Annotated in this window: 27 protein-coding genes; 12 read left to right on the forward strand and 15 right to left on the reverse strand. The window is 61.6% G+C overall.

The genetic code is table 11. The features are described from left to right. The first annotated feature begins 190 nt into the window (after positions 1–190). The 9 genes from urtA to MA04_RS02685 all read left to right on the forward strand — a co-directional run bounded on the left by urtA (position 191) and on the right by MA04_RS02685 (position 8879). Positions 191–1432 carry an urea ABC transporter substrate-binding protein gene (gene urtA, locus MA04_RS02645; protein WP_163125099.1) on the forward strand — a complete coding sequence of 414 codons (1242 nt, stop codon included), beginning with the start codon at positions 191–193 and terminating at the stop codon, positions 1430–1432. Between the two features lie 66 nt (positions 1433–1498). Continuing rightward, on the forward strand, positions 1499–2425 hold the full coding sequence (gene urtB / locus MA04_RS02650; protein WP_262459364.1) for an urea ABC transporter permease subunit UrtB: 927 nt from the start codon (positions 1499–1501) through the stop codon (positions 2423–2425). Positions 2426–2434: 9 nt separating this feature from the next. Beyond that, positions 2435–3586, forward strand: coding sequence for an urea ABC transporter permease subunit UrtC (gene urtC / locus MA04_RS02655; protein ID WP_163125097.1), 1152 nt, complete (start codon positions 2435–2437; stop codon positions 3584–3586). Then, positions 3583–4329, forward strand: coding sequence for an urea ABC transporter ATP-binding protein UrtD (gene urtD, locus MA04_RS02660; protein ID WP_163125095.1), 747 nt, complete (start codon positions 3583–3585; stop codon positions 4327–4329). Before urtC ends, urtD begins: the two co-directional genes overlap by 4 nt. 2 nt (positions 4330–4331) lie before the next feature. Next, a complete protein-coding gene (urtE, locus tag MA04_RS02665; protein ID WP_014993417.1) occupies positions 4332–5021 on the forward strand; it encodes an urea ABC transporter ATP-binding subunit UrtE in 690 nt (229 codons plus the stop codon). Positions 5022–5038: 17 nt separating this feature from the next. Further along, positions 5039–6085 carry an aliphatic amidase gene (locus MA04_RS02670; RefSeq protein WP_262459365.1) on the forward strand — a complete coding sequence of 349 codons (1047 nt, stop codon included), beginning with the start codon at positions 5039–5041 and terminating at the stop codon, positions 6083–6085. 6 nt (positions 6086–6091) lie between these two features. Continuing rightward, the gene (locus tag MA04_RS02675) at positions 6092–7162 is read left to right on the forward strand and encodes an AAA family ATPase (RefSeq protein WP_163125091.1); all 1071 of its coding nucleotides are present in this window, start codon (positions 6092–6094) and stop codon (positions 7160–7162) included. Positions 7163–7293: 131 nt separating this feature from the next. Further along, positions 7294–8523 (forward strand): formamidase, encoded by a 1230-nt coding sequence (gene fmdA, locus MA04_RS02680; RefSeq protein ID WP_262459366.1) that lies wholly within the window; start codon positions 7294–7296, stop codon positions 8521–8523. Positions 8524–8546: 23 nt separating this feature from the next. Next, the gene (locus tag MA04_RS02685) at positions 8547–8879 is read left to right on the forward strand and encodes an FmdB family zinc ribbon protein (protein WP_262459367.1); all 333 of its coding nucleotides are present in this window, start codon (positions 8547–8549) and stop codon (positions 8877–8879) included. 167 nt (positions 8880–9046) lie between these two features. Here MA04_RS02685 and MA04_RS02690 read toward each other — a convergent pair whose 3' ends face one another. After that, positions 9047–9505 carry a MaoC family dehydratase gene (locus MA04_RS02690; protein WP_022997506.1) on the reverse strand — a complete coding sequence of 153 codons (459 nt, stop codon included), beginning with the start codon at positions 9503–9505 and terminating at the stop codon, positions 9047–9049. A 203-nt stretch (positions 9506–9708) separates the two neighbouring features. Here MA04_RS02690 and mpl point away from each other — a divergent pair, with 203 nt between their 5' ends. Together mpl and MA04_RS02700 are read left to right on the forward strand one after the other, a co-directional pair. Continuing rightward, positions 9709–11070 carry a UDP-N-acetylmuramate:L-alanyl-gamma-D-glutamyl-meso-diaminopimelate ligase gene (gene mpl / locus MA04_RS02695; RefSeq protein ID WP_262459368.1) on the forward strand — a complete coding sequence of 454 codons (1362 nt, stop codon included), beginning with the start codon at positions 9709–9711 and terminating at the stop codon, positions 11068–11070. Between the two features lie 15 nt (positions 11071–11085). Beyond that, positions 11086–11697 carry a flavin prenyltransferase UbiX gene (locus MA04_RS02700; RefSeq protein WP_022997503.1) on the forward strand — a complete coding sequence of 204 codons (612 nt, stop codon included), beginning with the start codon at positions 11086–11088 and terminating at the stop codon, positions 11695–11697. 192 nt (positions 11698–11889) lie between these two features. Here the strand turns inward: MA04_RS02700 and MA04_RS02705 are convergent, their stop codons facing one another. The 7 genes from MA04_RS02705 to dacB all read right to left on the reverse strand — a co-directional run bounded on the left by MA04_RS02705 (position 11890) and on the right by dacB (position 17545). Further along, a complete protein-coding gene (locus tag MA04_RS02705; RefSeq protein ID WP_262459369.1) occupies positions 11890–12708 on the reverse strand; it encodes an energy transducer TonB in 819 nt (272 codons plus the stop codon). Beyond that, on the reverse strand, positions 12705–13205 hold the full coding sequence (locus MA04_RS02710) for an ExbD/TolR family protein (RefSeq protein ID WP_163122280.1): 501 nt from the start codon (positions 13203–13205) through the stop codon (positions 12705–12707). Before MA04_RS02710 ends, MA04_RS02705 begins: the two co-directional genes overlap by 4 nt. After that, entirely contained in the window at positions 13202–13585 is a 384-nt protein-coding gene (locus MA04_RS02715) for an ExbD/TolR family protein (RefSeq protein WP_022996018.1), read from the reverse strand. Before MA04_RS02715 ends, MA04_RS02710 begins: the two co-directional genes overlap by 4 nt. Next, complete coding sequence (locus MA04_RS02720) at positions 13575–14264, reverse strand: MotA/TolQ/ExbB proton channel family protein (RefSeq protein ID WP_262459370.1); 690 nt, start codon at positions 14262–14264, stop codon at positions 13575–13577. Before MA04_RS02720 ends, MA04_RS02715 begins: the two co-directional genes overlap by 11 nt. 243 nt (positions 14265–14507) lie before the next feature. Then, entirely contained in the window at positions 14508–14939 is a 432-nt protein-coding gene (locus MA04_RS02725; RefSeq protein WP_163122274.1) for a copper resistance protein NlpE, read from the reverse strand. 384 nt (positions 14940–15323) lie between these two features. Continuing rightward, positions 15324–15989 (reverse strand): glutathione S-transferase, encoded by a 666-nt coding sequence (locus tag MA04_RS02730; RefSeq protein WP_022996022.1) that lies wholly within the window; start codon positions 15987–15989, stop codon positions 15324–15326. 68 nt (positions 15990–16057) lie between these two features. Continuing rightward, positions 16058–17545 carry a D-alanyl-D-alanine carboxypeptidase/D-alanyl-D-alanine endopeptidase gene (gene dacB / locus MA04_RS02735; RefSeq protein WP_240342669.1) on the reverse strand — a complete coding sequence of 496 codons (1488 nt, stop codon included), beginning with the start codon at positions 17543–17545 and terminating at the stop codon, positions 16058–16060. Between the two features lie 643 nt (positions 17546–18188). Between dacB and MA04_RS02740 the strand changes: the two genes are divergently transcribed. Then, positions 18189–18548 carry a DUF6164 family protein gene (locus tag MA04_RS02740; RefSeq protein WP_163122265.1) on the forward strand — a complete coding sequence of 120 codons (360 nt, stop codon included), beginning with the start codon at positions 18189–18191 and terminating at the stop codon, positions 18546–18548. 81 nt (positions 18549–18629) lie between these two features. Here the strand turns inward: MA04_RS02740 and lipA are convergent, their stop codons facing one another. The 7 genes from lipA to mltB all read right to left on the reverse strand — a co-directional run bounded on the left by lipA (position 18630) and on the right by mltB (position 24842). Further along, complete coding sequence (gene lipA, locus MA04_RS02745; RefSeq protein WP_262459371.1) at positions 18630–19634, reverse strand: lipoyl synthase; 1005 nt, start codon at positions 19632–19634, stop codon at positions 18630–18632. A gap of 73 nt (positions 19635–19707) precedes the next feature. Beyond that, the gene (lipB, locus tag MA04_RS02750; RefSeq protein WP_262459372.1) at positions 19708–20364 is read right to left on the reverse strand and encodes a lipoyl(octanoyl) transferase LipB; all 657 of its coding nucleotides are present in this window, start codon (positions 20362–20364) and stop codon (positions 19708–19710) included. 19 nt (positions 20365–20383) lie between these two features. After that, positions 20384–20656 (reverse strand): DUF493 domain-containing protein, encoded by a 273-nt coding sequence (locus tag MA04_RS02755; protein ID WP_163122256.1) that lies wholly within the window; start codon positions 20654–20656, stop codon positions 20384–20386. Positions 20657–20683: 27 nt separating this feature from the next. Continuing rightward, complete coding sequence (locus MA04_RS02760) at positions 20684–21547, reverse strand: D-amino acid aminotransferase (RefSeq protein WP_262459373.1); 864 nt, start codon at positions 21545–21547, stop codon at positions 20684–20686. Continuing rightward, positions 21547–22713: a D-alanyl-D-alanine carboxypeptidase family protein gene (locus MA04_RS02765; protein ID WP_163122250.1), complete on the reverse strand. Its 1167-nt coding sequence runs from the start codon at positions 22711–22713 to the stop codon at positions 21547–21549. The genes MA04_RS02760 and MA04_RS02765 overlap by 1 nt, the downstream gene beginning before the upstream one ends. Before the next feature lie 132 nt (positions 22714–22845). Further along, entirely contained in the window at positions 22846–23796 is a 951-nt protein-coding gene (locus MA04_RS02770; protein WP_262459374.1) for a septal ring lytic transglycosylase RlpA family protein, read from the reverse strand. Beyond that, on the reverse strand, positions 23796–24842 hold the full coding sequence (gene mltB / locus MA04_RS02775; protein ID WP_163122244.1) for a lytic murein transglycosylase B: 1047 nt from the start codon (positions 24840–24842) through the stop codon (positions 23796–23798). Before mltB ends, MA04_RS02770 begins: the two co-directional genes overlap by 1 nt. Between the last annotated feature and the right edge of the window lie 26 nt (positions 24843–24868).

Consider the following 24868-nt stretch of genomic DNA (forward strand, 5'->3'; position numbering starts at 1 on the left):
TTGATCATGGGCTGTCTTTATTCCCCGGGCCTGACGGTACCCTCCGAGTGACGGGCCGCCTATGGGGAGAATGACGTAGGGACCTGACCCAATCACCGAATGGGCCGCCCGCCGGCCCCTTCCCATACTCGTTGCCAATGACCGCCGGTCCTGGGGCCGGTCGGTCCGAACCGCTGACGAGGGGAAGACCATGACGAGAGCAAAGGTAACGGCGCCGGGGTTGAAGCGGCGATTGGGGTGGGCCGGTCTGCTGGCCTGGGCCACCTTGGGGTTGCCCGGGATAAGTGCGGCCGATGACGTCAACAGCACCGGCCTGGCGGTGACCGAGGACACCGTCAAAGTGGGGATCCTGCATTCCATCACCGGCACCATGGCGATCAGTGAAACCGGTTCGGTGCAGGCGGAAAAACTCGCCATCGAGCAGATCAACGCCCAGGGCGGCGTGCTTGGACGCAAAATCGAGTATATCCAGGAAGACGGCGCCAGCGACTGGCCCACCTTCGCCGAGAAAGCACGCAAGTTGCTGGTCAACGACAAAGTGGCGACGGTGTTCGGGTGCTGGACTTCCGCTTCCCGCAAGGCGGTCCTGCCGGTGTTCGAGCAATACAACGGCATGCTCTATTACCCGACCTTCTATGAAGGGCTGGAGCAATCGCCCAATGTGATCTACACCGGCCAGGAAGCGACGCAACAGATCCTCGCCAGCATCGACTGGGTGGTGAAGGAGAAGGGCGCCAAGACCTTCTATCTGCTCGGCTCCGACTACATCTGGCCGCGCACCTCCAACAAGATCGCCCGCAAGCATATCGAGAAGAAAGGTCTGAAAGTGGTGGGGGAGGAGTACTACCCGCTGGGCCACACTCAGTTCAACTCGGTGATCAACAAGATCAAGCTGCGTAAGCCGGACGTCATCTTTGCTTCCGTGGTGGGCGGTTCCAACGTGGCCTTCTACAAGCAGCTCAAAGCCGCCGGCATTGATCTGACCAAGGAAAAGCCGCTGCTGCTGACGATCTCCGTCACCGAGGATGAAATCCTGGGCATCGGCGGCGAGAACGTGGAGGGCGCCTATGCTTCCATGAAGTACTTCCAGAGTCTGGACAACCCGAACAACGAAGCCTTCGTGAAGGCGTTCAAGGAACGCTGGGGCGATGACATCGTGATCGGCGACGTGACCCAGGCGGCTTATCTCGGCCCCTGGCTGTGGAAAGCGGCGGTGGAGAAGGCTGGTTCCTTCGACGTCGACAAGATCCGCGAAGTATTCCCGGGCATCGAACTGAAAACGGCACCGGAAGGTTATGTCCGCATCCACGAGAACCATCACCTGTGGTCCAAGGCACGCATCGGCCAGGCGCAAAAAGACGGTCAGTACAAAGTGGTGTACGAGACCGAGGATCTGATGGAGCCGGATCCGTTCCCCGAAGGCTACAAGTAAGCAGACCGCCGGCACCCGTGAGGGTGCCGGCCCGATTCGACGCGAAAGGTTGCCCGGGAGAACGCCATGTTCGCTGATTATTCCATGCCGGAGCTGATGTCGATTTTCGCCATGCAAGGCTTTGCCGGCTTGTCGTTGTTTTCCATCTTCGTGCTGATGGCCTTGGGGCTGGCGATTATTTTCGGCCAGATGGGCGTCATCAACATGGCCCACGGTGAGTTCATGATTCTGGGGGCCTACACCACTTACCTGACCGCCGGCCTGTTTGAAAATGTGATGCCCGGTCTGTACGGCATTTATTTCTTTGTCGCCATGTTCCTCGCGTTCATTGCCAGCGCTTTGCTCGGCATGCTGGTGGAATGGTTGATGATACGTCATCTGTATCATCGGCCGTTGGATACGCTGTTGGCCACCTGGGGGCTGAGCCTGATTCTGCAGCAGGCCTACCGATCGATCTTCGGCGCCCGGGAAGTGGGCGTGAGTCTGCCGGATTGGATGATGGGCTCCATCGCCGTCACCGACCTGGTGGAAATTCCCATCAACGGATTGATCGTGATGGTGCTGACGCTGGTCATCGCCACTCTGGTCTATCTGTTGATGTTCCGTTCCGGCTGGGGGCGGCAGGTGCGCGCGGTGGTGCAGAACCGGCCCATGGCGGAAGCGGTGGGGATCGATACCGGCAAAGTGGACCGGATCACCTTTGCCCTGGGGTGCGGTATCGCCGGCGTCGCCGGCGCGGCCTTTACCATGATCGGATCCACCGGCCCCACTTCCGGACAGCTCTACATTGTCGACACCTTCCTGGTGGTGGTGTTCGGCGGCGCTCAGAGCCTGCTCGGCACCATCGCATCCGCGTTCACCATTTCCCAGGCCCAGTCGACCATGGAATTCTTCCTCAGCGGCTCCATGGCCAAGGTACTGACGCTGTTGGTGGTGGTGGGCATTCTCATGTTGCGTCCTCAGGGTTTGTTCGCTCTCAAGGTTCGCCGTTAGGAGGCCGTGATGAAAACAACTCCATCCGCATCTTCATTGATGTCCCGGGAGAACCTCTATTTCCTGGTGCTGGCGGCGCTGCTGTTGCTGGTGTTTCCCGTGCTACTGGATGCCTTCCGTCTCAATCTGGTGGGCAAGTACCTGACCTACGCCTTCGTTGCCGTGGGGCTGGTGCTGTGCTGGGGCAAGGGCGGCATTCTCAGTCTCGGGCAGGGTGTCTTCTTCGGACTGGGCGGCTATTGCATGGCCATGTTCCTGAAACTGGAAGCATCCAGCCCCGAGGCCACCGCCAGTCAGTCCACGCCGGGCATTCCCGACTTCATGGACTGGAATCAGGTCACCGAACTGCCCTGGTTCTGGCAGCCGTTCCACAGCTTCTCCTTCACTCTGATCGCGGTGGTGATGGTGCCGGTGATCCTTGCCTTCATCATCGGCGTGGCCATGTTCAAACGGCGCGTTGGCGGCGTCTACTTCGCCATCATTACCCAGGCGATCGCCGCCATTCTCACCATCCTGATCATCGGGCAGCAGGGCTTTACCGGCGGCGCCAATGGCATCACCGACCTGCGCACGCTGATGGGCTGGGATATCCGCAGCAACGAAGCCAAGACAGTGCTGTACTTCGTTACCTCCGGTTTGCTGTTGGCCTGCGTGTTGCTGGCCCGCCATGTGCTGGGCAGCAAACTCGGCCGCATTCTGGTGGCGATGCGGGACCAGGAAGACCGGGTTCGCTTTTCCGGCTACGACGTGGCCTCGTTCAAGGTGTTCGTGTTCTGTCTGGCGGCGGCGCTGTCCGGTATCGGCGGTGCCCTGTTCACCTTGCAGGTGGGGTTCATGTCGCCTTCCTTCGTCGGCATCGTGCCGTCCATTGAAATGGTGATCTTCTGCGCCGTGGGCGGACGTCATTCACTGCTCGGCGCGGTGTATGGCGCGCTGTTGGTGAACGCGGCGAAAACCGGGTTTTCCGAATCCTTTCCGGAACTCTGGCTGTACGCCATGGGCGCGCTGTTCATCGCCGTGGTGTTGGCGTTCCCCAACGGCATTGCCGGTCTGTATCAGCGCTATCTGATGCCGTTGGAGAAAAAAATGCTGGGTGGTTTGGGTAAAGCCGCCAACACGCGGCCCACGGCCGCGGCCCGCCGGATGGAGGAAACCCCATGAGCACGTCCCGGGATTTTATCCTCACCGTGGAAGGGCTGACCGTGTCCTTCGATGGCTTCAAGGCGGTCAATGATCTGTCCCTGTACCTGGAGCACAACGAAATCCGCGTCATTATTGGCCCTAACGGCGCCGGTAAGACCACGGTGCTGGACCTGATCTGCGGCAAGACCCGCGCCACCGACGGCGCCATCCGTTTCAAGGGTCAGGAACTGACGCGCATGAAGGAGCACCAGATCGTCCGCTCCGGAGTGGGCCGAAAGTTCCAGAACCCGTCCATTTATGACGACCTTACCGTGTTCGAGAACCTTGAGGTGTCCTATCCACGCGGACGCTCGGTGATGGGCGCCTTGGCGTTTCGCCGCGATCAACAGGTCCTCGATGCGGTACACGAAGTGGCGGAAACCATCTTTCTGGCGGATCAACTCGATTGCCGTGCCGACCTGCTCAGTCATGGACAAAAGCAGTGGCTGGAGATCGGTATGTTGCTGATCCAGAAGCCGGATCTGCTGATGCTGGACGAACCGGTGGCGGGCATGTCGGTGGCGGAGCGAAAGAAAACCGCCGAGCTGCTCAAAGTGATAACCCGCAATCATACGGTGCTGGTGATCGAGCACGACATGCAGTTCGTCGGCGATATCGCCGATCGTGTCACCGTGATGCACCAGGGCCAGGTGTTGTCCGAAGGTTCCCTGGCCCACGTCAAAGCCGACCCGAAAGTGGTCGAGGTCTATCTGGGGCACTGATCATGCTGAAATTGCAGAACTACTCCGTAGCCTATGGGCAGAGCAAGGTGATCCATGACTTGCAACTGGACGTGGGTGAGAACGAGATTGTCGCCGTGGTCGGCCGCAACGGCATGGGCAAGACCACGTTGATGAAATCCATGGTGGGCATGGTGCCGGCCAGAGAAGGCGTGTTGTCCATGCAGGGCGTCGATCTGATGCCGCTGAAAAGCCATCAAAGGGTCAAGGCCGGGCTCGGTTTCGTACCGCAGGGACGGATGATTTTTCCCACTTTGACGGTGAAGGAAAATATCGAGACCGGCCTGGCCGCGTCCGGGCGCAAGGGGATTCCCGCCGACCTCTACGAGCTGTTTCCAGTACTTAAGGATATGGCGTCGCGCAAGGGCGGCAATCTGTCCGGTGGGCAGCAGCAGCAACTGGCTATCGCCCGCGCCCTGGCCACTGATCCCAAGGTGCTGATTCTCGATGAACCCACCGAGGGGATCCAGCCTTCCATCATCCAGGAGCTGGCGCGAACGCTGCGCAAAATTCGCGACACGCGGGGACTCTCCATTCTGGTTTCCGAGCAGGTACTGAGTTTCGTCATGAACGTGGCGGACCGGATTCTGGTGATCGAGAAAGGGCGCTTCGTGCATCAGGAAGAACGCGAAGGCGCGAACCAGGAAAAAATCGCCGCTTATCTGGCGGTCTGAATTCGAGGAGACAAGCAATGCGTCATGGTGATATTTCCAGCAGTGCCGACACCGTCGGCGTGGCGGTGGTGAACTATAAAATGCCGCGTCTGCACACCCGTGAGGAGGTGCTGGATAACGCGCGCCACATCGCCGAAATGATCAAAGGCATGAAGCTCGGATTGCCGGGCATGGACCTGGTGGTATTCCCCGAATACAGCACCATGGGGATCATGTATGACCCCGATGAAATGATGGCCACCGCCGCCACCGTGCCGGGCGATGAAACCGATATTTTCGCCGCCGCCTGCCGTGAGGCGAACACCTGGGGGGTGTTCTCGCTCACCGGCGAGCGCCATGAAGAACACCCCCACAAGGCGCCGTACAACACCCTGGTGCTGATCGATAATCAGGGCCGTATCGTGCAGAAATACCGCAAGTGCATTCCCTGGTGCCCGATCGAGGGCTGGTACCCCGGTGACAGCACCTACGTTACCGATGGGCCGAAAGGGCTGAAGATCAGCCTGATTATCTGTGACGACGGTAACTATCCGGAGATCTGGCGGGATTGTGCCATGAAGGGCGCCGAGCTGATCGTGCGTTGCCAGGGCTATATGTACCCGGCCAAGGAACAGCAGATCATGATGGCCAAGACCATGGCCTGGGCCAACAACTGCTACGTGGCGGTGGCCAACGCCACCGGTTTCGACGGTGTCTATTCCTACTTCGGACACTCCGCTCTGGTCGGCTTCGATGGCCGTACCCTGGGGGAATGCGGCGAAGAGGAGATGGGCGTGCAATACGCCCAGCTCTCGGTCAGCCAGATCCGTGATGCCCGCGCCAACGATCAGTCCCAGAACCATTTGTTCAAGTTGCTGCATCGCGGTTACACCGGTGTGCACAACTCCGGTGACGGTGACAAGGGCATGGCCGATTGTCCGTTCGATTTTTATCGAACCTGGGTGCTGGATGCGCAGAAAGCCCAGCAACAGGTGGAAGCCATGACCCGCGATACGGTTGGTGTGGCGGACTGTCCGGTGGGCGATTTACCGGTGCCGGACAAGGAAAGGGCTGCCGGGGAGTAGACGCCGGTGCCCTTCATCAACGATCGCCTGATGGAACAGGCGGAGTCCCGGCCACCGCCGGTGACGCCGGGAGCCCGCGTTTCCCGCTTCCAGTTCGAGCCGGACCAGGTGATGGCCCGGCTGAGCGCCCGCATCGTCGGCCAGGATCCGGTGCTGACGGACCTGGAGGCGATGCTGACGCGGATCAAAGCGGATATTTCCGATCCGGAACGGCCGCTGGCGGTGCACCTCTTTGTTGGTCCCACCGGTGTTGGCAAGACCGAAACCGCGCGCCTGCTGGCCGAGGCGCTGCACGGTCGCGCCGACGCCCTGTGCCGGGTCGATATGAACACTCTGGCCCAGGAGCACTACGCCGCCGCCTTGACCGGCGCACCACCCGGCTATGTGGGCAGTAAGGAAGGCCATACCCTGCTGGATGAGGAACGGCTGCGTGGCACTTTCCGCAAGCCAGCAGTGGTGCTGTTCGACGAAATTGAGAAGGCCGATGCCCGGGTCATAAGAGCTTTGATGAATGTGCTGGATCATGGCCGTTTGCCATTGTCCGCCGGCACCCGGGAGCTGGATTTCCGCAACAGCCTGATCTTCATGACCAGCAATCTCGGCGCCCGTGAGGCTCAGGCCAGATTGTCCCTCTATCGCGGCGGCTGGCGCCGTTGGCTGGGATTGCGTCCGGGGGAGGTGGAGCGTATTCCGGAACAAGCGGTGCTCGAGCACTTTGATCCGGAGTTCATTAATCGTATCGACCGGATTCATTACTTTCAGCCGTTGGAGCCGCAACGGGCCGATGCGCTGCTGGATATCGAACTGGATCGTCTGGCGGACCGCCTGCAAGGACGGGAAGTCCATCTGTCCTGGCAACCGGCGGCACGGGCCCGGTTATGCGCCGGGCAGGATATCCGCTACGGCGCCCGTGATCTGCGGCGGCGTCTGCGCAACGAACTGGAACCGAAGGTGGCCGCGGCCATGTTCGGCCATCCCGGCACTCGTCAGTTTCTGGTGCGAGCCTCCGGTGGTACCTTGGAGGTCGTGCCGGTGATGGATACCGAACCCCACGACGCACTACGTCATACAACGTAGGCGCCGGGGTGTTTTCACCAATGGCGCCGGCCGGTGGCCGGCGCGATAGTGTCAGGGCCTGCCCGGCAGGCTCTGATTCATGATCCCTGCCGAGGCATGGGATGACGACATTGAGCGGAGGGAAGCACACCATGGCTGAGACCATCATTAAAATTGATCTGAACAAGTCCCCGTACGAGAACGAGAAAGTGCATAACCGGTGGCATCCGGATATTCCCATGGCCGCCATGGTGAAACCCGGTGATGACTTCATCGTGGAATGCCATGACTGGACCGGCGGGCAAATCAACAACGACGACAACGCCGAGGACGTTCGCGACGTGGACCTGACACAGGTGCATTTTCTGTCAGGTCCGGTGGGCGTGGAAGGCGCCGAACCCGGCGATCTGCTGGTGGTGGATATTCTCGATATCGGCACCTTCGAGGAAAGCCAGTGGGGCTTCAACGGCTTCTTTTCCAAACAGAATGGCGGCGGCTTTCTTACTGAGCACTTTCCCGAAGCGCAGAAAACCATCTGGGATTTCAATGGCATGTTCACCAAGTCCCGCCATATTCCCGGCGTGGAGTTCGCCGGTCTGATTCACCCGGGGCTGATTGGCTGCCTGCCGTCCAAGGGCATGCTGGATGAATGGAACAAGCGGGAAAAAGACCTCTACGATACCGACCCGGAGCGGGTGCCCGGCCTGGTCAATCTGCCGTTCGCCGATACCGCCCACATGGGCAAGCTGAACGGGGATGCCCGTAATGCCGCCGCGGCGGAAGGCGCGCGTACGGTGCCACCGAGGGAGCATGGCGGTAACTGTGACATCAAGGACCTTTCCCGTGGTTCGCAAATCTACTTCCCGGTGTATGTGAAGGACGCGGGGCTGTCCGTGGGCGACCTGCACTTCAGCCAGGGGGATGGCGAGATCACCTTCTGCGGCGCCATTGAAATGGCCGGCTGGATTCACATGAGGGTGAATCTGATCAAAGGCGGCATGGAAAAATACGCGATCAAGAACCCGATCTTCAAACCCAGCCCGATGGCGCCGAAGTACGATGACTATCTGATCTTTGAGGGTATTTCCGTGGACGAGGAGGGCAAGCAGCACTACCTGGACGTGCATATTGCGTATCGTCAGGCTTGCCTCAACGCCATCGAGTACCTGAAGAAATTCGGCTATTCCGGTGCCCAGGCCTATTCACTGCTGGGATGCGCGCCGGTGCAGGGGCACATCAGCGGCGTGGTGGACGTGCCGAACGCTTGTGCCACTTTGTGGTTGCCTACCGACATTTTCGAGTTTGACCTCAAACCCGGCGTGGATGGCCCTCAGCACAGCGTGGCCGGATCCATGGATGTGCCACTGGCGAAAGACAAGTAAGGCCCGGATAGAGGAGAACGGCGATGCCGTTATACGACTATAAATGCGCGAACCATGGACTGTTCCATGCGCTGGTGGCGGTGGCGGAATCCGGTATCGCCCACGCCTGCCCGCAATGTGGCGAACTGGCGCCGCGGGTGCTCATGGTGCCGCCGGAAGTGCTCGACATGGCCCCGGCCCGCCGTCAGGCCATGGAACGCAACGAACGCGCCGCCCATGAACCCCGGCGAGGCAACGACCACAGTGAAAAGGAGCAAGGCTGCTGCCACCACGCCAAACCCTCGCCGAAAGTGTTCTACACCGCCGACGGCAAGAAAATGTTCCCCTCGGCGCGGCCCTGGATGATTAGCCACTAGGAGAGGCAGTTAAGAGTGAAAAGTGAATAGAGAATAGTTGCGCGAGGACATAACTCGCCATCCTGAAACGTTAGAGGCCGCGCCCAAGCTTGGTACGCGGCCTCTTTGCTTTCAGTTCCCGCGAACGTTGTTCGCGCGACTATTCACTCTTAACTCTTAACTATTCCCTAAAAGAGTACCATCCCCAGGCTTTCCGCCACGCAGGCGGGTTTGTCGCTGCCTTCCAGTTCGATGGTGACCTCGTTGCAGAGCAGGTAGCGGCCTTCGCCTTTCTGGGTGACGGATTTCATCACGAAGCGGGCGCGGACACGGGCACCGGCGGGGACCGGGGCGAGGAAGCGGCAGCCGTTGAGGCCGTAGTTGATGCCGGCTTTGACGCCTTCGATGGCGTAGATCTGATCCTTGAACATGGGGATCAGGGACAGCGTCAGGTAACCGTGGGCGATGGGGCCGCCCATGGGGGATTCCTTGTTGGCCCGTTCCACGTCCACGTGGATCCACTGGTGGTCGCCGGTGGCTTCGGCGAATTGATTGATACGTTCCTGGCTGATGGTTTCCCATTCGGAAACGCCAAGCTCTTTACCTTCCCAGCTTTGTAGTTCTTCGGGACTTTTAATTGTCAGCATGGTCTCTCCCAAGACAGTTGTATAAAGCTCCAAAAAATCGCCCCGGTGACCGGATCGGTACCGGAAAAGGACCAGGGGCGATTCGGAGAGTCATTAACATAGCAATCCGGGACCTTTCGCGCACCATCGGAATAGCCTGGGCGGCGGTACGCCATCCGGTTGTGTTCCTGTATCCTTCAGTCAGGTTTGGAATGAGACACTCGATGCACATTCATATTCTGGGTATTTGCGGTACCTTCATGGGGTCGCTGGCGCAGCTGGCCCGGGGCCAAGGGCACCGGGTCACTGGTGCCGATGAGAACGTCTATCCGCCGATGAGCGATCAACTGGCCGCCGCCGGTATCGACATCACCGAGGGCTATGACCCGTCGCAACTGGAGCCGGCGCCGGATCTGGTGGTGATCGGCAATGCCCTGAGCCGTGGCAATCCGGCGGTGGAGGCGGTGCTGGATCGTGGCTTGCCGTACACCTCCGGGGCACAGATGCTGGCGGAAGTGGTGTTGCCGGGACGCTGGGTGTTGGCGGTGGCCGGTACCCACGGCAAGACCACCACCAGCAGCATGCTGGCCTGGATTCTGGAACACGCGGGATTGAATCCCGGTTATCTGATCGGTGGCGTGCCGGCCAACTTCGGCGTTTCCGCCCGTCTGGGCGAGAGTCCGTTCTTCGTGGTCGAGGCGGACGAGTACGACACCGCGTTTTTCGACAAGCGCAGCAAATTCGTTCATTACCGGCCGCGCACCGCCATTCTCAATAATCTGGAGTTCGACCACGCCGATATCTTCGCCGATCTGGCCGCGATCCAGACTCAATTCCATCATCTGATCCGCACCATACCCTCCCAGGGCAGGATCATCCTGCCGCAAGGAGAGCCGGCTCTGGAGGAGACCCTGGAAAAAGGGTGCTGGAGCGAGCTGGAGCGCTTCGGCGAAGACGCCGATCCCGGCTACCGTCTGCTGGCGGCGGACGGCTCCGCCTTCGAGGTGCTGGAAAACGGCCGGGTGGTGGGCCGGGTGAACTGGCCGCAAACCGGCCGCCATAGTGTCAACAACGGCATGGCGGCGTTGTTGGCGGCGCGGCATGTGGGCGTGACGCTGGCCCAGGGGGCGGAGGCGTTGAGTGAGTTCCAGGGCGTGAAGCGCCGCATGGAACTGCGTGGCGAGATTGCGGGCGTGCACGTTTACGATGATTTCGCCCATCATCCCACCGCCATCGCCACGACGCTCGACGGGCTTCGGCGCAAGGTCGGTGAGCAGCGCATCGTGGCGATCATCGAACCGCGTTCCAATACCATGCGCCTGGGCCGTCATCGCGATACGCTGGCACAAAGCACCGCCGCTGCCGACCAGGTGATCTGGTATCAGCCGCCGGGTCTGGACTGGTCCCTGGATGACGTAGTGGCGCAGTCACCGGTACCGGCACGGGTGGAGCAGGATCTTGATGCGCTGGTGGCGGCGTTGGCCGCCAGCGAGCGCGGCCCCTGCCATCTGGTGGTGATGAGCAACGGCGGTTTTGGCGGTATTCACGGCAAGCTGCTGGACGCGCTGGACGCGGTGCGGTCCTGAATGGGAGAGAGCGTGATGCGACAACGGATCACTCTGGCGTTTACCGGCGCCTCCGGTGCCCCTTACGGGTTGCGCTTGCTGCAATGTCTGCTGGAAGCGGACTGCGAGGTCTATGTATTGCTGTCGAAGGCGGCGCGGGTGGTGATCGGTACCGAGACCGATCTCAAGCTGCCCGCCGGCACCGGTGCCGCCGAGACCGCGTTGCGGGACTGGAGCGGTACCGATAAAGGCCGTCTGGTGGTCTGTGGCCTGGAGCAGTGGACCGCGCCGGTGGCGTCCGGTAGCGGCGCGCCGGCGGCCATGGTGGTTTGTCCTTGCTCCACCGGCACGCTGTCCGCCATTGCCAATGGCGCCAGCGATAATCTGATCGAACGGGCCGCGGATGTGGCCATCAAGGAACGCCGCCACCTGATCCTGGTGCCCCGGGAAGCGCCGTTATCGGCTTTGCACTTGGAAAACATGCTGAAGCTGGCGCGGCTGGGCGTCACCATCCTGCCGGCGGCGCCGGGCTTCTACCATCGCCCGCGGCGGGTGGAGGATCTGGTGGACTTCGTGGTGGCGCGTCTGCTGGATCATCTGGGCGTGCCGCAGACGCTGGTGGCGCGCTGGGGAGAGAAAGGGGAATAGGACAGTTCGCTGGCACGCAGCTTGTTTATCGGTTTCTGCTCGGGAGATAGGGTGCCACGAAGCCGCTGTGGGAGCTTGCCCGCAAGCGAATATTGCGAACGCCTGGCAAGCCCTCTTCGCTTGCGGGCAAGCTCCCACAGCGGCTTCGTAGCGTGATCCGTGGGAGCCAGCCTGCTGGCGTGTCAGTTGTCCTTACAGCGTGTAGTTGATCGGAATCCGCACCGCTACCGGATCACTTCCCAACTGGGCCGGGGGCGGCGGGAAGCGCAGCCGGCGCACCAGTTCCAGGGATTGCTGATCGAGAATGCGGCTGTTGGAACTGCCCACCAGTTCCACATTTTCCGCACGGCCCTGGGCGTTGACCCGAAAACTGACTTCCACTTCACCCTGCTGCCGGCGCATACGCGCCCGGGCCGGGTAGACCTTGTTGTACTCGATGGTATCCCGCACCTTGCCGAGATAGCGGTTCAGAGCGTTGTCGTTGTCACCGCTGCGGTGGACGCCCTTGCCGATTTCCCCGGCGATGCCTTTCTGGCCCTTGGGTTGGGGCGCACCGCCCGCCACCTGTTCGGTTGGCTCCGCGTCCGGTTCCGCTTCGGGAGAACCGGCGGGTTCGGCCGGTGGCTCAGGGGCGGGTTCCGGCTCGGGCTTCGGCTCCGGTTTGGGGACAGGCTTCGGTTCGGGCTCGGGCTTGGGTTCCGGTTTCGGTTCGGGTTTGGGCTCCGGCTTGGGTTTGGGCTTTGGTTTCGGCTTCGGTTTGGGCTCGGGTTTGGGTTCCGGCTTGGGTTTAGGCTCGGGCTTCGGTTGCGGTTTGGGTTCCGCCTGAGCCACTTGAGGCGCTGGTGCCGGCGGTGCCGGATTGGGCGCCAGCGACAACGTCATGGCCTGCTGACCACCCTGAATGCCCACACGGCCGCCGGCCAGGGTGAGCGAATTCACCGTCACCAGCAGACTGCCGTGAACCAGGATCGCGAGGGCCCAACTAATGATCAGTCGTATACTTCGCCTCACGGAGTGTTCTCGCTCTGGGTTACCAAACGAACTTCTTCCACACCCAGGTCCCGCAGTTTGCCCAGGTTTTCGCGCAATACACTGAGTGGCACGCCGGCATCAGCCAGCAGGCGCACCAGCGGTAACTTCGTTTCTTGTCCGCTGTCGGCGGTGACGGGAGCCGCCGGGCTTTCTCCAGCGTCGTTTTGAGCCGCCTTGTCAGCCGCTTCTTTTTCCCGTTCCGCCTGATGTTCGGCGATCAGCGTGGCGAGGCTGGCTTCGGCCACCGGCTCGCCGTCATGGAACAGCACGCCCTGCTTGTCCAGGATCAGCATCAACTGGCTGGGGTCTTCCTCGGTGGCGGCCTCGGCGCTGTTCGGCGCGGTCACATCCACGGTGGGGCGTGGCGCCAGCTGGCCGGCCACCATGAAGAAGATCAATAGAAGAAACACCACGTTGATCAGCGGCAGCACCGGCTCCAGCGGTGGCCGGCGGGGGCTGTTGTCTTCCAGATTCATGGCAGCAGCTCCAACTGCACTTCCTTGAGGCCGGCGGCCCGGGCCACGTCAACGGCGGCGAGGGCGGCCTGCAGAGGCGCGTCCGGATCGCCGGTGATCAGCACGGCTTCGTCATGGCCGGCCAGTCTTTCACCCAGTTGTTCAAGGGACAATGCTTCGCCGTTCCAGTCCACCTTGCCTTCCGCGTTGACGTGCAACTCCAGCCAGGTCTTGTCGTCCTGCCGTTCCACGGCTTCGCTGGGCACCACACTCACCGGCAGGTCCTTCCAGGCCCCGAAGCGGGTGGCCAGCATGAAGAACACCAACAGAATAAAAACCACATCGATCAGTGGGGTGAGACTGATAGCCGGCGAACGGTGACGTTCGGGCTCAAGATACATGGGCGATGCGGGCCTCGCTGCTGGGAACGCTGTCCCGGGTCGGAGCGCTGCTGTCCTGGTCGAGGCGGCGGCGTTGTACTTTCAGCTGGGACAGGCGGTCCTGCAGTTTTTCCCGGCACACCTCAATGGTGCGGTCCGCCCAGTGGAAGGCGGCCAGGGCGGGAATCGCCACGGTCAGACCCGCGGCGGTGGTCAGCAGTGCTTCCCAGATACCGCCGGAGAGAATCGCGGGATCCACCTGGGAGCCGGCCTGCTCCAGAGCCTGGAAAGCGCCGATCATGCCGAATACGGTACCGAGCAGCCCCAGCAGCGGTGCCAGTGCGCTAATCACCTCAAGAATCCGCAGCCCGCCGCGCAACTCATCCAGGGACTCACGAGCGCGGCGCAGGCTGTCTTCTTCCCAGCTTTGCTCGTCCATGTCGCGCTGGTTCCAGGAGGTCAGCACCACCTGATCGATGGGGGTGCGGCCCGGCTTTTGCTGGGCCGGAATTTCACCGCGCTCCAGGCTCGCCAGCAGGGCGTCCGCCTGACGGCTTGCCTTGGGGCGTACACGGGCGAACTGCAGCATCTTGGAAATCAGGGTGGCCAGGCCGATCACCGACATCAGGCCAAGTACCCACATGGTGATACCACCGGAAACGAACCACTCGGGGAGGTGAAACTGCAGAGAAGAGGTCATCGCCGAACTCCATCGTGGAAAAGGCGGATATCGCCGTCGGCCGGGACGTACTAAAGCGGATAACGGCACCTGGGGGCACCGTGACGGGACGATATCTCAGTGTGCGGGCGAGTCTAGCACTTCGCACAGTGAATGCAAGTCATTCCTATTTACAGGAATGTGACGATGGATAGGCTGGTTCAATCAGCGCGGGAGACGCGGAAAAGAGGGAAGGAGGCGCCCGGTGGGTGCCTCCCCGTGAGGTTACTGCTTGATCAGCGTGTAGTTGAGTTCGGACTCGATACGAGTGCCGTTGATGTCCAGCATTTCCAGCGCGTTCAGTGCGGTTTCCAGATAGCGCAGCTGGCTTTCCACATCCTCGGATTCGGGATTCAGCACCACGGTGCGGTAAGCGGTACCGTCCATTTCCTTATTACCGTAGGCCCACTGGCCGCGCTCGACTTCGGTACGGCCCACGCGGGAGCTGTCCATGTACTCTTCACGCAACTCATATTGGGTTGGACGGTCTTTCTCGTCGCTGTACAGCGTCAGGGAAGTACGGATCCCGGAGCAGTCCGCGCAAGGCAGCATGCCGCTGTACAAGACCTTGTCCGCCTGAGGGTTGGAGGGCGTGGAAGAACAGCCCGCCAGTACCAGACCGGAAGCCAGACCCAGGGTAAGCAAAATCTTTTTCATGCTTCTATCTCCATATAGACCAAGCAATGTCAGATGCTAATCCATTGGAGGCGGCGGGTGTGAACACGTTCACGCTTTTAACAGTCTTTAACCGGGGCGGGACCGGGCGGAAACGAACAGTCGGCAGCGCCGGCTAATCGCGGCGGCGGGCATGGATTCTCTGGGCCACTTCGATGACCGCGATGGCCACCGCCAGGGCGATGAAAAAATACAGCAGAATCATGGATCCCCACTTCATGGCTATGGCCGGAATACACCCCCTGGTCAGGAACTGACCTGAATAGGATGTTAGGGTGTGACCAAAACTAAGCATAACGTCTTATGTCTGGATGGCCATAGCAAAGTGCGGGGAATGGGCACTGGAGCACATTCCCCCAGGGACGATCAACCGAGCGGTTTCAGAGACCCGCCACGTTCCTCCGCCTTGCGGTAGGCGGGGCGGTTTTCCAGCCGTTCAATGAATGCCCGGATGTTGGGCATGTTTCCGGGAGCCCGGGCCAGCGCCGCCTGCAGCGGGAAGCTCATCTGGATATCGGCGGCGCTGAACTCGTCGCCGGCGAACCAGACATGTTCGCCAAGATGGCGCTCGACGAAGCCCAGATGATCGCTGAGGCGAGGGTCCAGGAAGCCCTGATTCAGTCCCTGGCTGATTTTCCTGGCCACCGGGCGGATAAAGAACGGCATCGGTGATTGTGGCACCCGGGAGAACACCAGCTTCATCACCAGCAGCGGCATCAATGACCCCTCGGCGTAGTGCAGCCAGTATTGGTAGGCTTCGCGGCCGGGAGCGCCCGGTTCCGGACGGAAGCGGCCCTGGCCGTAATGGTCCAGCAGGTATTCAAGAATGGCGCCGGATTCGGCCACCACCCGGTCATCGTCCTGCAGTATCGGCGCTTTACCCAGGGGATGAATTTCGCGCAGGCTTTCCGGTGCCAGCATGGTGACGGGGTCGCGCTTGTAATGGATGATTTCGTAGGGGAGGCCGAGTTCTTCCAGAAGCCAGAGAACCCGCAGGGAGCGGGAGTTTTCCAGGTGGTGAACAGTGATCATTGGGATGCTCCGGACCGTGGCGTGACAATGTCAAAGCCCGGAGCATAGCAGAGACGGGGTGAACGGGGTTATCGGCCGCCGCCGGCGGAAGCCGCGGTGACCCGGCTGGCGTCGGTGCCTGGTTCCACCAGGGTGTGCACGGCTTTCAGCACCTCATCCAGTACCGCTCGGGACTTCCAGGCGCTGCGATCGTTGATCATGGCCGCCACCGCCCAGGTGGTATTGTTCTGGTCGCGGGTAAAGCCGGCGATGGACCGCACATTCCTTAGCGTGCCGGTCTTGATATGGCCCTCGCCCACCAGAGCGGTATTGCGCAGCCGGTTACGCATGGTGCCATCCATGGCCACCAGCGGCAGCGAGGCGATCAACTCGGCGGCGAACGGGCTGCGCCAGGCCTGTTGCAGCATCAGGGCCTGTTGGTGAGCGGTGATACGCTCCACACGGGACAATCCCGAGCCGTTTTCCAACACCACTTGACTGATGTCGATACCCTTCAGCCGCATCCATTCTAGGATGGCCCGGTCGGCCGCCGCCAGGTCGTCCTTGTCCCCGGCCAGCCGGTTCTCGGCGCCGATGGTCAGGAACAACTGGCGGGCCATGATGTTACTGCTCCATTTATTGATGTCGCGCACCATGGTGACCAGATCCGGCGAGGAGGTGGTCACCAGCAGCTTGGCGCCCCGTGCCAGCCGGCCGGTGCGGTCGCGGCCGGACAGGGTACCGCCCATTTCCCGCCACAGGCCGCGGATCAGATTGGCGGTGTAGTCTTCCTGGGACATCAGCGACAGGTAGCGGTCGGCGCGGCAGTTCTCCGGCAAGGCGCCGGTGATGGTAACTGTGATCTTGCGGCGGTCGGAAAAGTCCGGCTCATACTGTAGCGCCTTGGAATTGTGCACCGGACAACGGCCCCGCTCGGGTGCGGTGACTTGATTGTCGATAACGATCTTGCTGACCGGCGGCTCGGTGCTGACATGCACTTTGCCATCCCGGCTCATCATGCGAATGCGGAACACATTCAGATTGGTGAGCAGGGCACTGGGCTCCACCAGATAGGGCGCGTAGGGATTGTCGCCATCGTCATTGAAATGGGGGATGCCGTTGGGCAGATGGAAGTAGCTGCCGTCGAGCACCAGATCACCGCGAATATGCTTGATGCCCATGGCGCGCAAATCACGCAGCAGCAGCCACATACGTTCCAGGGTCAGTTTGGGATCGCCGACACCGACGTAGTAAAGGTTACCTTTGAGCGTATCGCCCTTCTGTTCTCCGTCGGTGTATAGCCGGGTGTGCCACTGGAAGTTGGGGCCAAGCAGTTCCAGAGCGGCGTAAGTGGTGACCAGCTTCATGGTGGAACCCGGATTCATCTGCTCATCGGCATTGACGAAACGGGGCTCGCCGGGGCCGTCCAGGGGAATCGCCGCCAGTGACAGGGATTCTTCCGGCAATTTCCGTTCCTGCAGGCTCTCATAGATGCTGTCGGCCCAGGATTCGGCGCTGGCCGGGGATATGGCGACAAACATCAGAAACAGTGACAACCAGAACGGACGGCAAGTCATGGTCAATGCGGGCTCCCTTGAATACTGCATACGGATCCGCTGTCATGGCAGCGGATCGGGGCTTCCTTGGCACGGCGGCAGGAAGAATCGCTGCGACCGCGAAATTCGGATTGGTATAAACTTGGCCTGATAACGGCGGATGCGGAGTCAATGCCGGGAAGTTCCGGTAGCAGAGCCGCGCGCCGTTTTGGGCAATATTAGACTAAACGAATTGCCGGTCACGGTCAGTGGCGAGCCGGGCCGTACTTTGTAAAACCTTAGAGCCTGTTTGGGACCTTCACGTCACTGTGCGACCCAAAGGGCCGGGCCTCGCTTTCTTTCGGTTCATCGCGGATTCGAGGGAAACGGCTGGCGCAGGAGTTCTTCTGGCCTTGGAGACTTAAGTAGCTACGAAGCCGCTGTGGGAGCTTGCCTGCAAGCGAATTTTTTTGGCGCCGAAAGTCAGTTCGCTTGCAGGCAAGCTCCCACGGCGGCTTCGTGGCCCCTTCCGTGCCAGCGCTCGACGTTATTGGAACCGGGATCCCGGAAGACCTCCGTACAGACCCGTGCCCCGATGGAGAGACTCATTCCCGCCAAACCGTGATTACGCGTGTTCATGTAGAATGACCACACCGCGCAACCGGAATCACGACCTGATGACCTTATGACCACCTTGCTGTTGAATCTGCGCCGGGTACCGGACGACGAGGCGGACGAAGTCCGTGCGTTGCTGGAGCGGCATGACATTCCCTTCTATGAAACCAGGCCCAGTCTTTGGGGCGTTTCCGCCGGTGGAATCTGGCTGACCCGCCCCGAGGATCGGCAGCGGGCACAGGCGCTGATGGCGGAGTACCAGCAGGACCGGGGCCAGCGGCAACGGGCCGCCTATGAGGAAGCCCGCCGTCTGGGTACCGCACCGACCCTATGGCGCCGATTGCGGGAACAGCCGGTACAGGCGCTGGCCATGCTGCTGGCGGTGATCGCGTTGTTGCTGATCACGCTGTTGCCGTTTTTGACCTTTTAGACAGTACAGTTACCACGGTTCACGAGCCACGATTGACCAGTGCCTGGTATCGCCTCGCAACTATAGGGGAGCGGCGTTCTCTCAGGCCGGGTGGGCCAGATCGTCGGGGTCGCCGACATTGACGCCTTTGTGCTGCAGATCGGCGTGGTAGGAACTGCGCACCATCGGGCCGGAAGCGATGGAGGTGAAGCCCATCTTGCGGCCTTCCTCGGCGAACATCTTGAAATCGTCCGGGTGCACGTAGCGTTCCACCGGAGCGTGGAAGCGGCTCGGCTGCAGGTACTGGCCGATGGTGATCATGTCCACATCGTGGTCGCGCAGATCCCGCAGGGTTTCCAGTACCTGCTGGTTGGTTTCTCCCAGGCCCACCATGATGCCGGATTTGGTGGGGACATCCGGGCGGCGGGCGCCGAATTGCCGCAGCAGCTTCAGGGAATGCTCGTAACGGGCTCCTGGCCGGGCTTTCTTGTACAGGTGCGGCACGGTTTCGATGTTGTGGTTGAACACATCCGGCGGCGTCGCATCCAGGATGTCGAGCGCCTCTTCCAGGCACGGACGGAAATCCGGCGTCAGAATCTCGATCTTGGTGTCCGGGCTGGTGGCGCGGACTTCGCGAATACAGTCGGCGAAGTGGCCGGCGCCACCGTCGGCCAGATCATCCCGGTCCACCGAGGTGATGACCACGTATTTCAGGGCCAGATCGGCCACCGACTCGGCCAGGTGAAGGGGTTCTTCCGGGTCCAGCCCATTGGGACGTCCGAAGCCCACGTCGCAAAACGAACAGCGGCGGGTGCAGATATCGCCCATGATCATGAAGGTGGCGGTGCCGCCGCCAAAACACTCCGGCAGGTTGGGGCAGGACGCCTCTTCACAGACGGTGTGCAGTTTCTGCCGGCGCAGCATGCTCTTGATGCGCTGAATCTCGCCGTTGGCGGGCACTCGCACCCGGATCCAGTCCGGCTTGCGCTCGCGTACCGGCGCTTCCTCATTAACCATGGGAATGGTGCGGACCTTGTCGGCGCCACGCAGCTTGTCGCCGATGCGGACTTTCTGTTTTGCCGGACGTTTCGCCTGTGCTTCGTTCATCTGTTCTCTCGCCTTGGCGTGTAAGCGCCTTTTGGGCGCTTGCTCAATGTTATCGGGGCCGGATAGGCCTCCGTTACCGCTGGGGTAAAGTGTACCAGTCCGGTGGCGGTGCTGTCCGGAGCTCAAGCCCCAGGCGCTGGGCGAGAATCGTAACCAGATCCTCTTCCACCTGTTGCCGGGTCAGTGTCAGGCCTTCGGCGGCCAGACTGGTCATCGGCTGGCCGGCGTAGCCGCACGGGTTGATGCGCTGCCAGGGCGTGGCGTCCGCGTCCCGATTCAGGGCCAGGCCATGATAGCTGCCCTTGCGGCGGATACGCAGGCCCAGTGACGCGATCTTGGCGCCGTTCACATAGACGCCGGGGGCGTCCTCGCGATTGACGGCATCGATGCCCTGTGCCGCCAGGTAGTCCACCACGGCCTGTTCGATGGCGTTGACCAGTCCACGGCTGCCCAGTCCCAGACGCCGCACGTCAAGCATCAGATAGACCACGGTCTGGCCGGGCCCGTGGTAGGTGACCTGGCCGCCGCGATCGCTGCGCACCACCGGGATATTGCCGGGATTGAGCACGTGTTCGGGCTTGCCGGCCTGGCCCAGGGTGTACACCGGAGGGTGTTCCAGAACCCACAGTTCATCCAGCGTGCTGTCATCCCGTTGTTCGGTGAAATCCCGCATGGCCCGCCAGCAGGTATCGTAATCCGCCTGTGGCAGATAGCGGACGAGCAGGTTCATCGGTACGCTCCGGTTCGCGTTACAGGGTGATTTTCACATGGGGGCAGGCGTTCAGTTCCCGATACAGGGCTTCCACCTGCTCCTTGTCCTGAACCGTGATGCGGGCGGTGAGGGCAATGAAATTGCCACGGCTGCTGGGACGGGCGCTGAGGTTGCGCGGACGGTCGAATGCCTGCTCCAGCACACGCTCGATGATGTCCACCACGGCCTCTTCCAGCGGCGCGTCCACGGCGCCCATCACTTTCAAATGCATGGTGTGGGGGAATTCCCAAAGCTCTTCACGGATGGCCATGTCGATTCTCGCTGCGGTGGCGGATACTTACACGCCGCAAAGGCGGCGCTTGAACGCTATATAGTGGCGGGCGAGGATTTTCCAAGTCTCGCCGGGGCGGCCATCGCCCACCGGGCGGCCGTCCAGGGAGACCACCGGCACCACGTCTCGGGTGGAACTGGAGATCCACACCTCGTCGGCATCGCCCAGTTCGGCCTCGCTGATTTCCCGTTCGCGCAGCGGCAGGTCCTGTTCCCGGCACAGCTCGATGATCAGATCGCGAGTGATGCCGCCGAGAATGGCATGGCTGGCCGGAGGGGTGGCGATTTCGCCGTCCTTGACGATAAAGACGTTGCTGGCGGCGCCTTCGGTGACGAAGCCGTCGTGGATCAGTATCGCCTCGCGGGCACCGGAAGCGATCGCCTGCTGCCGCAGCAAAATATTGGGCAGCAATGATATGGACTTGATGTCGCAACGGGCCCAGCGGATATCGTCCAGAGTGATGGCCGCGGCGCCGGTGATCCGGTCCGGGCTGTCCTCTGTCGGCACCGTCAGCAGCGCGGTGCTCATGAACACCGTGGGCGATACCGGAGGATCAGGAAAGGCGTGATCACGCTTGTCGGCGGCACCGCGGGTGATTTGCAGATACAGCGACAGATTGCCGCCGCCATTGCGCTGGATCAGTTCCTCGCAGCGGCGGCGCCAACCGGCGCGGTCGTGCGGGTTGATCAGGTACAGCGCCGATAGGGAGCGTTCCAGCCGGCGCAGGTGTTCCTCGAAGCGGAACAGCACCCCATTGAAGGCGGGGATCACCTCGTATACCCCATCGGCGAACAGGAAACCGCGATCCATCGGCGAGATGCGGGCCTGCTCCATGGCCATGAAGGCGCCGTTGAGGTAGACCGTGCTCATCAGAACAGGCCTTTGAAGAACAGCATGATGTGGTCCCACAGGCGAGAGAAGAAGCCGCCTTCTTCCACGCTTTCCAGCGCCACCAGCGGCGTTTCGCTGATCACCTCGTCGTCCAGCCGGATGGTGACCGTGCCGTATTGCTGACCTTTCTCGATCGGAGCACGCAGTTGCGGGTTGATCGTCATCTCTGCCTGCAGACGGTCGGCGCTGTCCCGCGGCACGGTCAGTTGCACGTCTTTTTCCGGACCCAGGCGCACGGTGTCGGCGGCGCCGAGCCAGACATCCGGGTTGGCGAGGACGTCGTTGGCGCTGTAGGCCTTGTAGGATTCGAAGAAACGGAACCCGTAGGTCAGCAGCTTTTGCGTTTCCTGAGCGCGCGCCGTTTCGGAGGCGGTGCCCATGACCACGCTGATCAGGCGCATCTCGTCGCGCTTGGCGGAAGCCACCAGGCAATAACCGGCTTCGTCGGTGTGTCCGGTTTTCAGGCCATCGACGGTGGCGTCGCGCCACAACAGCAGGTTGCGGTTGGTCTGGGTGATGCCGTTGTAGGTGAATTCCTTCTCGGCGTAGATATCGTAGTGTTCCGGATAGTCGTTAATGATGGCCCGGGCCAGCCGTGCCATGTCATGGGCGGTACTGTGGTGATTCTCCGCCGGCCAGCCGGTGGCATTCATGAAGTGGGTATCGTTCATGTTCAGGGCTCGCGCCTGTTGGTTCATCAGGTCGGCGAAGGCGTCCTCGGAGCCGGCGATATACTCGGCCATGGCGACACTGGCGTCGTTCCCGGACTGGATGATGATGCCGCGCAGCAGGTCATCGATGGCGACCTGGGTACCTTCCTTGAGAAAGGTGCGTGAACCGCCCATGCGCCAGGCCTTGACGCTGACCGGCGCCTGATCCTGAAGCGAAATATTACCGGACTGAATCTCCCGCTCGGCGATATAGGCGGTCATCATCTTGGTCAGACTGGCCGGGGGCATGGTCTGGTCGGCGTTGTGCTGGACGATGATGTGGCCGCTGCGGGCGTCCATCAAAATATAGCTGCGGGCTTCCACCGAGGGCGCGCGTGGCACGGTGCTCTGGGCCTGCCCGGTCAGCGGCAGCAGCGCCAGACAGGCGGCGGCGAATAAAAAGAAGATATCGCGAAGGGCAATTCTCTGGGTCATGGTTTCCTGCCTGTTAGTACTTCTTGTCGAATCCGGCTCGGGTCCGGATACCGTGATGGCCTGCCTCCAACGTCAACGCAGCCGTGAGGCGCGGACCTTGGAAAAAAATCACAGGGCCTGAAATATCTGGCCTTAGCGAACCGGCATCGGGTTGCCGAAGCCGGCCTGCTGGCATGCCTGACGCGCCTGTTCCTGGTCGTCCAGACTGGCGAAGGGGCCCAACCACACCTTGTAGTAGGCGCTGTCCTCCAATTTGCGCACGGTCACCGGCAACTTCAGCCGGTTGCGCAACTGGCGCTCCAGATCACGGGCGCCATCCAGGGCACGGAAGGCGCCGGCCTGGAGATAGAGATCTCCGGACCGGGCCTGACTCTTACCGGCCTCCGGTGGCGGGCTGTCCAGTGCCGCCCGCACCGCGGTGGGCACGGTGCCCTGACGGCGGCCGCCAGGGCGTTCCTCCGGTGTCAGGGCTTCCACCCGCACGTGACCGGTGCCGTTCTGCTCGATGCCGAGACGAACCGCGGCGGCCCAGGATAGATCGATGATGCGGTTGGAATGGAAAGGGCCGCGGTCGTTCACCCGTACCACCAGCTGCTTGTTGTTATCCAGATTGGTGACGCGCACATAAGTGGGCAGCGGCAGGGTGCGGTGGGCGGCGGTGAACCGGTACATGTCATAAGGTTCGCCGCTGGAGGTCCGATAGCCATGAAATTTGCGGCCATACCAGGACGCCAGCCCTTCCTCCTCATAGCCCTCGGAGGAGGGCAGCACATGATAGGTCCGCCCCCACACGGAGTAGGTGGCCGGATTGCCGTAACGGCTCGGCGGCTCGGATTTGGGAACCGGCTCCGGTATCCGCTCTATACTGCTGCGATCCTCGGCGGGTGGCGGACTGTCGGTGCTATGGGCATAACGGTCCGAGCCCGGCGCGCCGGCGGGGTCGCGGGCAGGGGGCTGGGTCGGGGAGGCATCACCGGTACTCTTTTTCGGGGGGCCGGCTGGAGCGTCCTGTGTGGTCGCCGGAGGGGCCAGGCTACAGGCCCCCAGAGCCAGGGCCAACGCACTGATCAGAAGGGCACGCATCAAGACCGGTCCTCTTCCAGCGCATGGGCCAGCTGCCGGGACAGCTGCAGCACCGCCATGGCGTAAAGCTCGCTGTGATTGTATCGAGTGATCACGTAAAAGTTGCGCGTCACCATCCAGAATTCGTGTCCTTTTTCACCGGTCAGGTCCAGCAGCGCCACCTGAGTGTCATCCGCCAGATCAAAGCAGTATTCGCTGCCGAGGGTATCATCCTGGCAGCTCACTGCCACTACGCCGTTTTTCCGGGCCGTGGCAAGACTGAAGGACGGCTTGTAGCCTTTTTTCGCCAATGCCTGATAGCCCTGACCTTCGATTCTGGCGCGGGCGGCCACCGGGAAGCCCGGCTGCCAATGATGGCGGTGGAAATAATTTGCAACACTGCCGATGGCATCGGCGGGGCTGTTGACCAGATCGGTCACGCCATCCTGATCATAGTCCACCGCGTAGGCCTGGTAACTGGTGGGAATGAACTGCGCCAGGCCCATGGCGCCGGCGTAGGAGCCGGTGATCTCGCTGGCGTCGATATGGGCCTGGTTTTCCATCTCCATCAGGGCCACCAACTGGCCGCGGAAGAAAGACGCCCGTGGCGGATAATCGAAGCCCAGGGTGGTCAAGGCGTCCAACACCCGGTAAGTGCCTTTATGACGGCCGTAGTAGGTCTCCACGCCGATGATGGCGAGGATGACTTCACGGGGTACGCCATATTCGGCTTCGGCCCGGGCCAGTTCTTGCTGGTTTTCCCTGGCGAAGGCGACACCGGCGTCGACTCGTTCCTGCTGTAAAAAGATTTTCTGATAACGGGCCCAGGTCATGGTGTGTTCCGCCGGGCGCGCGATGGATTCGAGAATCTTGTCCTGCCGCCGGGCCTGGGACAGCAGCTCCCGGGCCCGTTTTTCGTCCACGCCTTTTTTCACCACTTCCTGGATCAGGGCTTCCGCCTGGGGGTGATCGGCATAACCTTGCTCTTCGGCGAAGGCCGCGGCCGCGGGGAAAACAGCGGCGAGGAAAGCAAAGGGGGTGAGCAGGGCGGACAGTCTTACACCCATGAGTTTCTCCATAAAAACAGGGGGAT

The sequence above is a fragment of the Alloalcanivorax balearicus MACL04 genome, from assembly GCF_025532145.1.
Lineage (GTDB): Bacteria > Pseudomonadota > Gammaproteobacteria > Pseudomonadales > Alcanivoracaceae > Alloalcanivorax > Alloalcanivorax balearicus.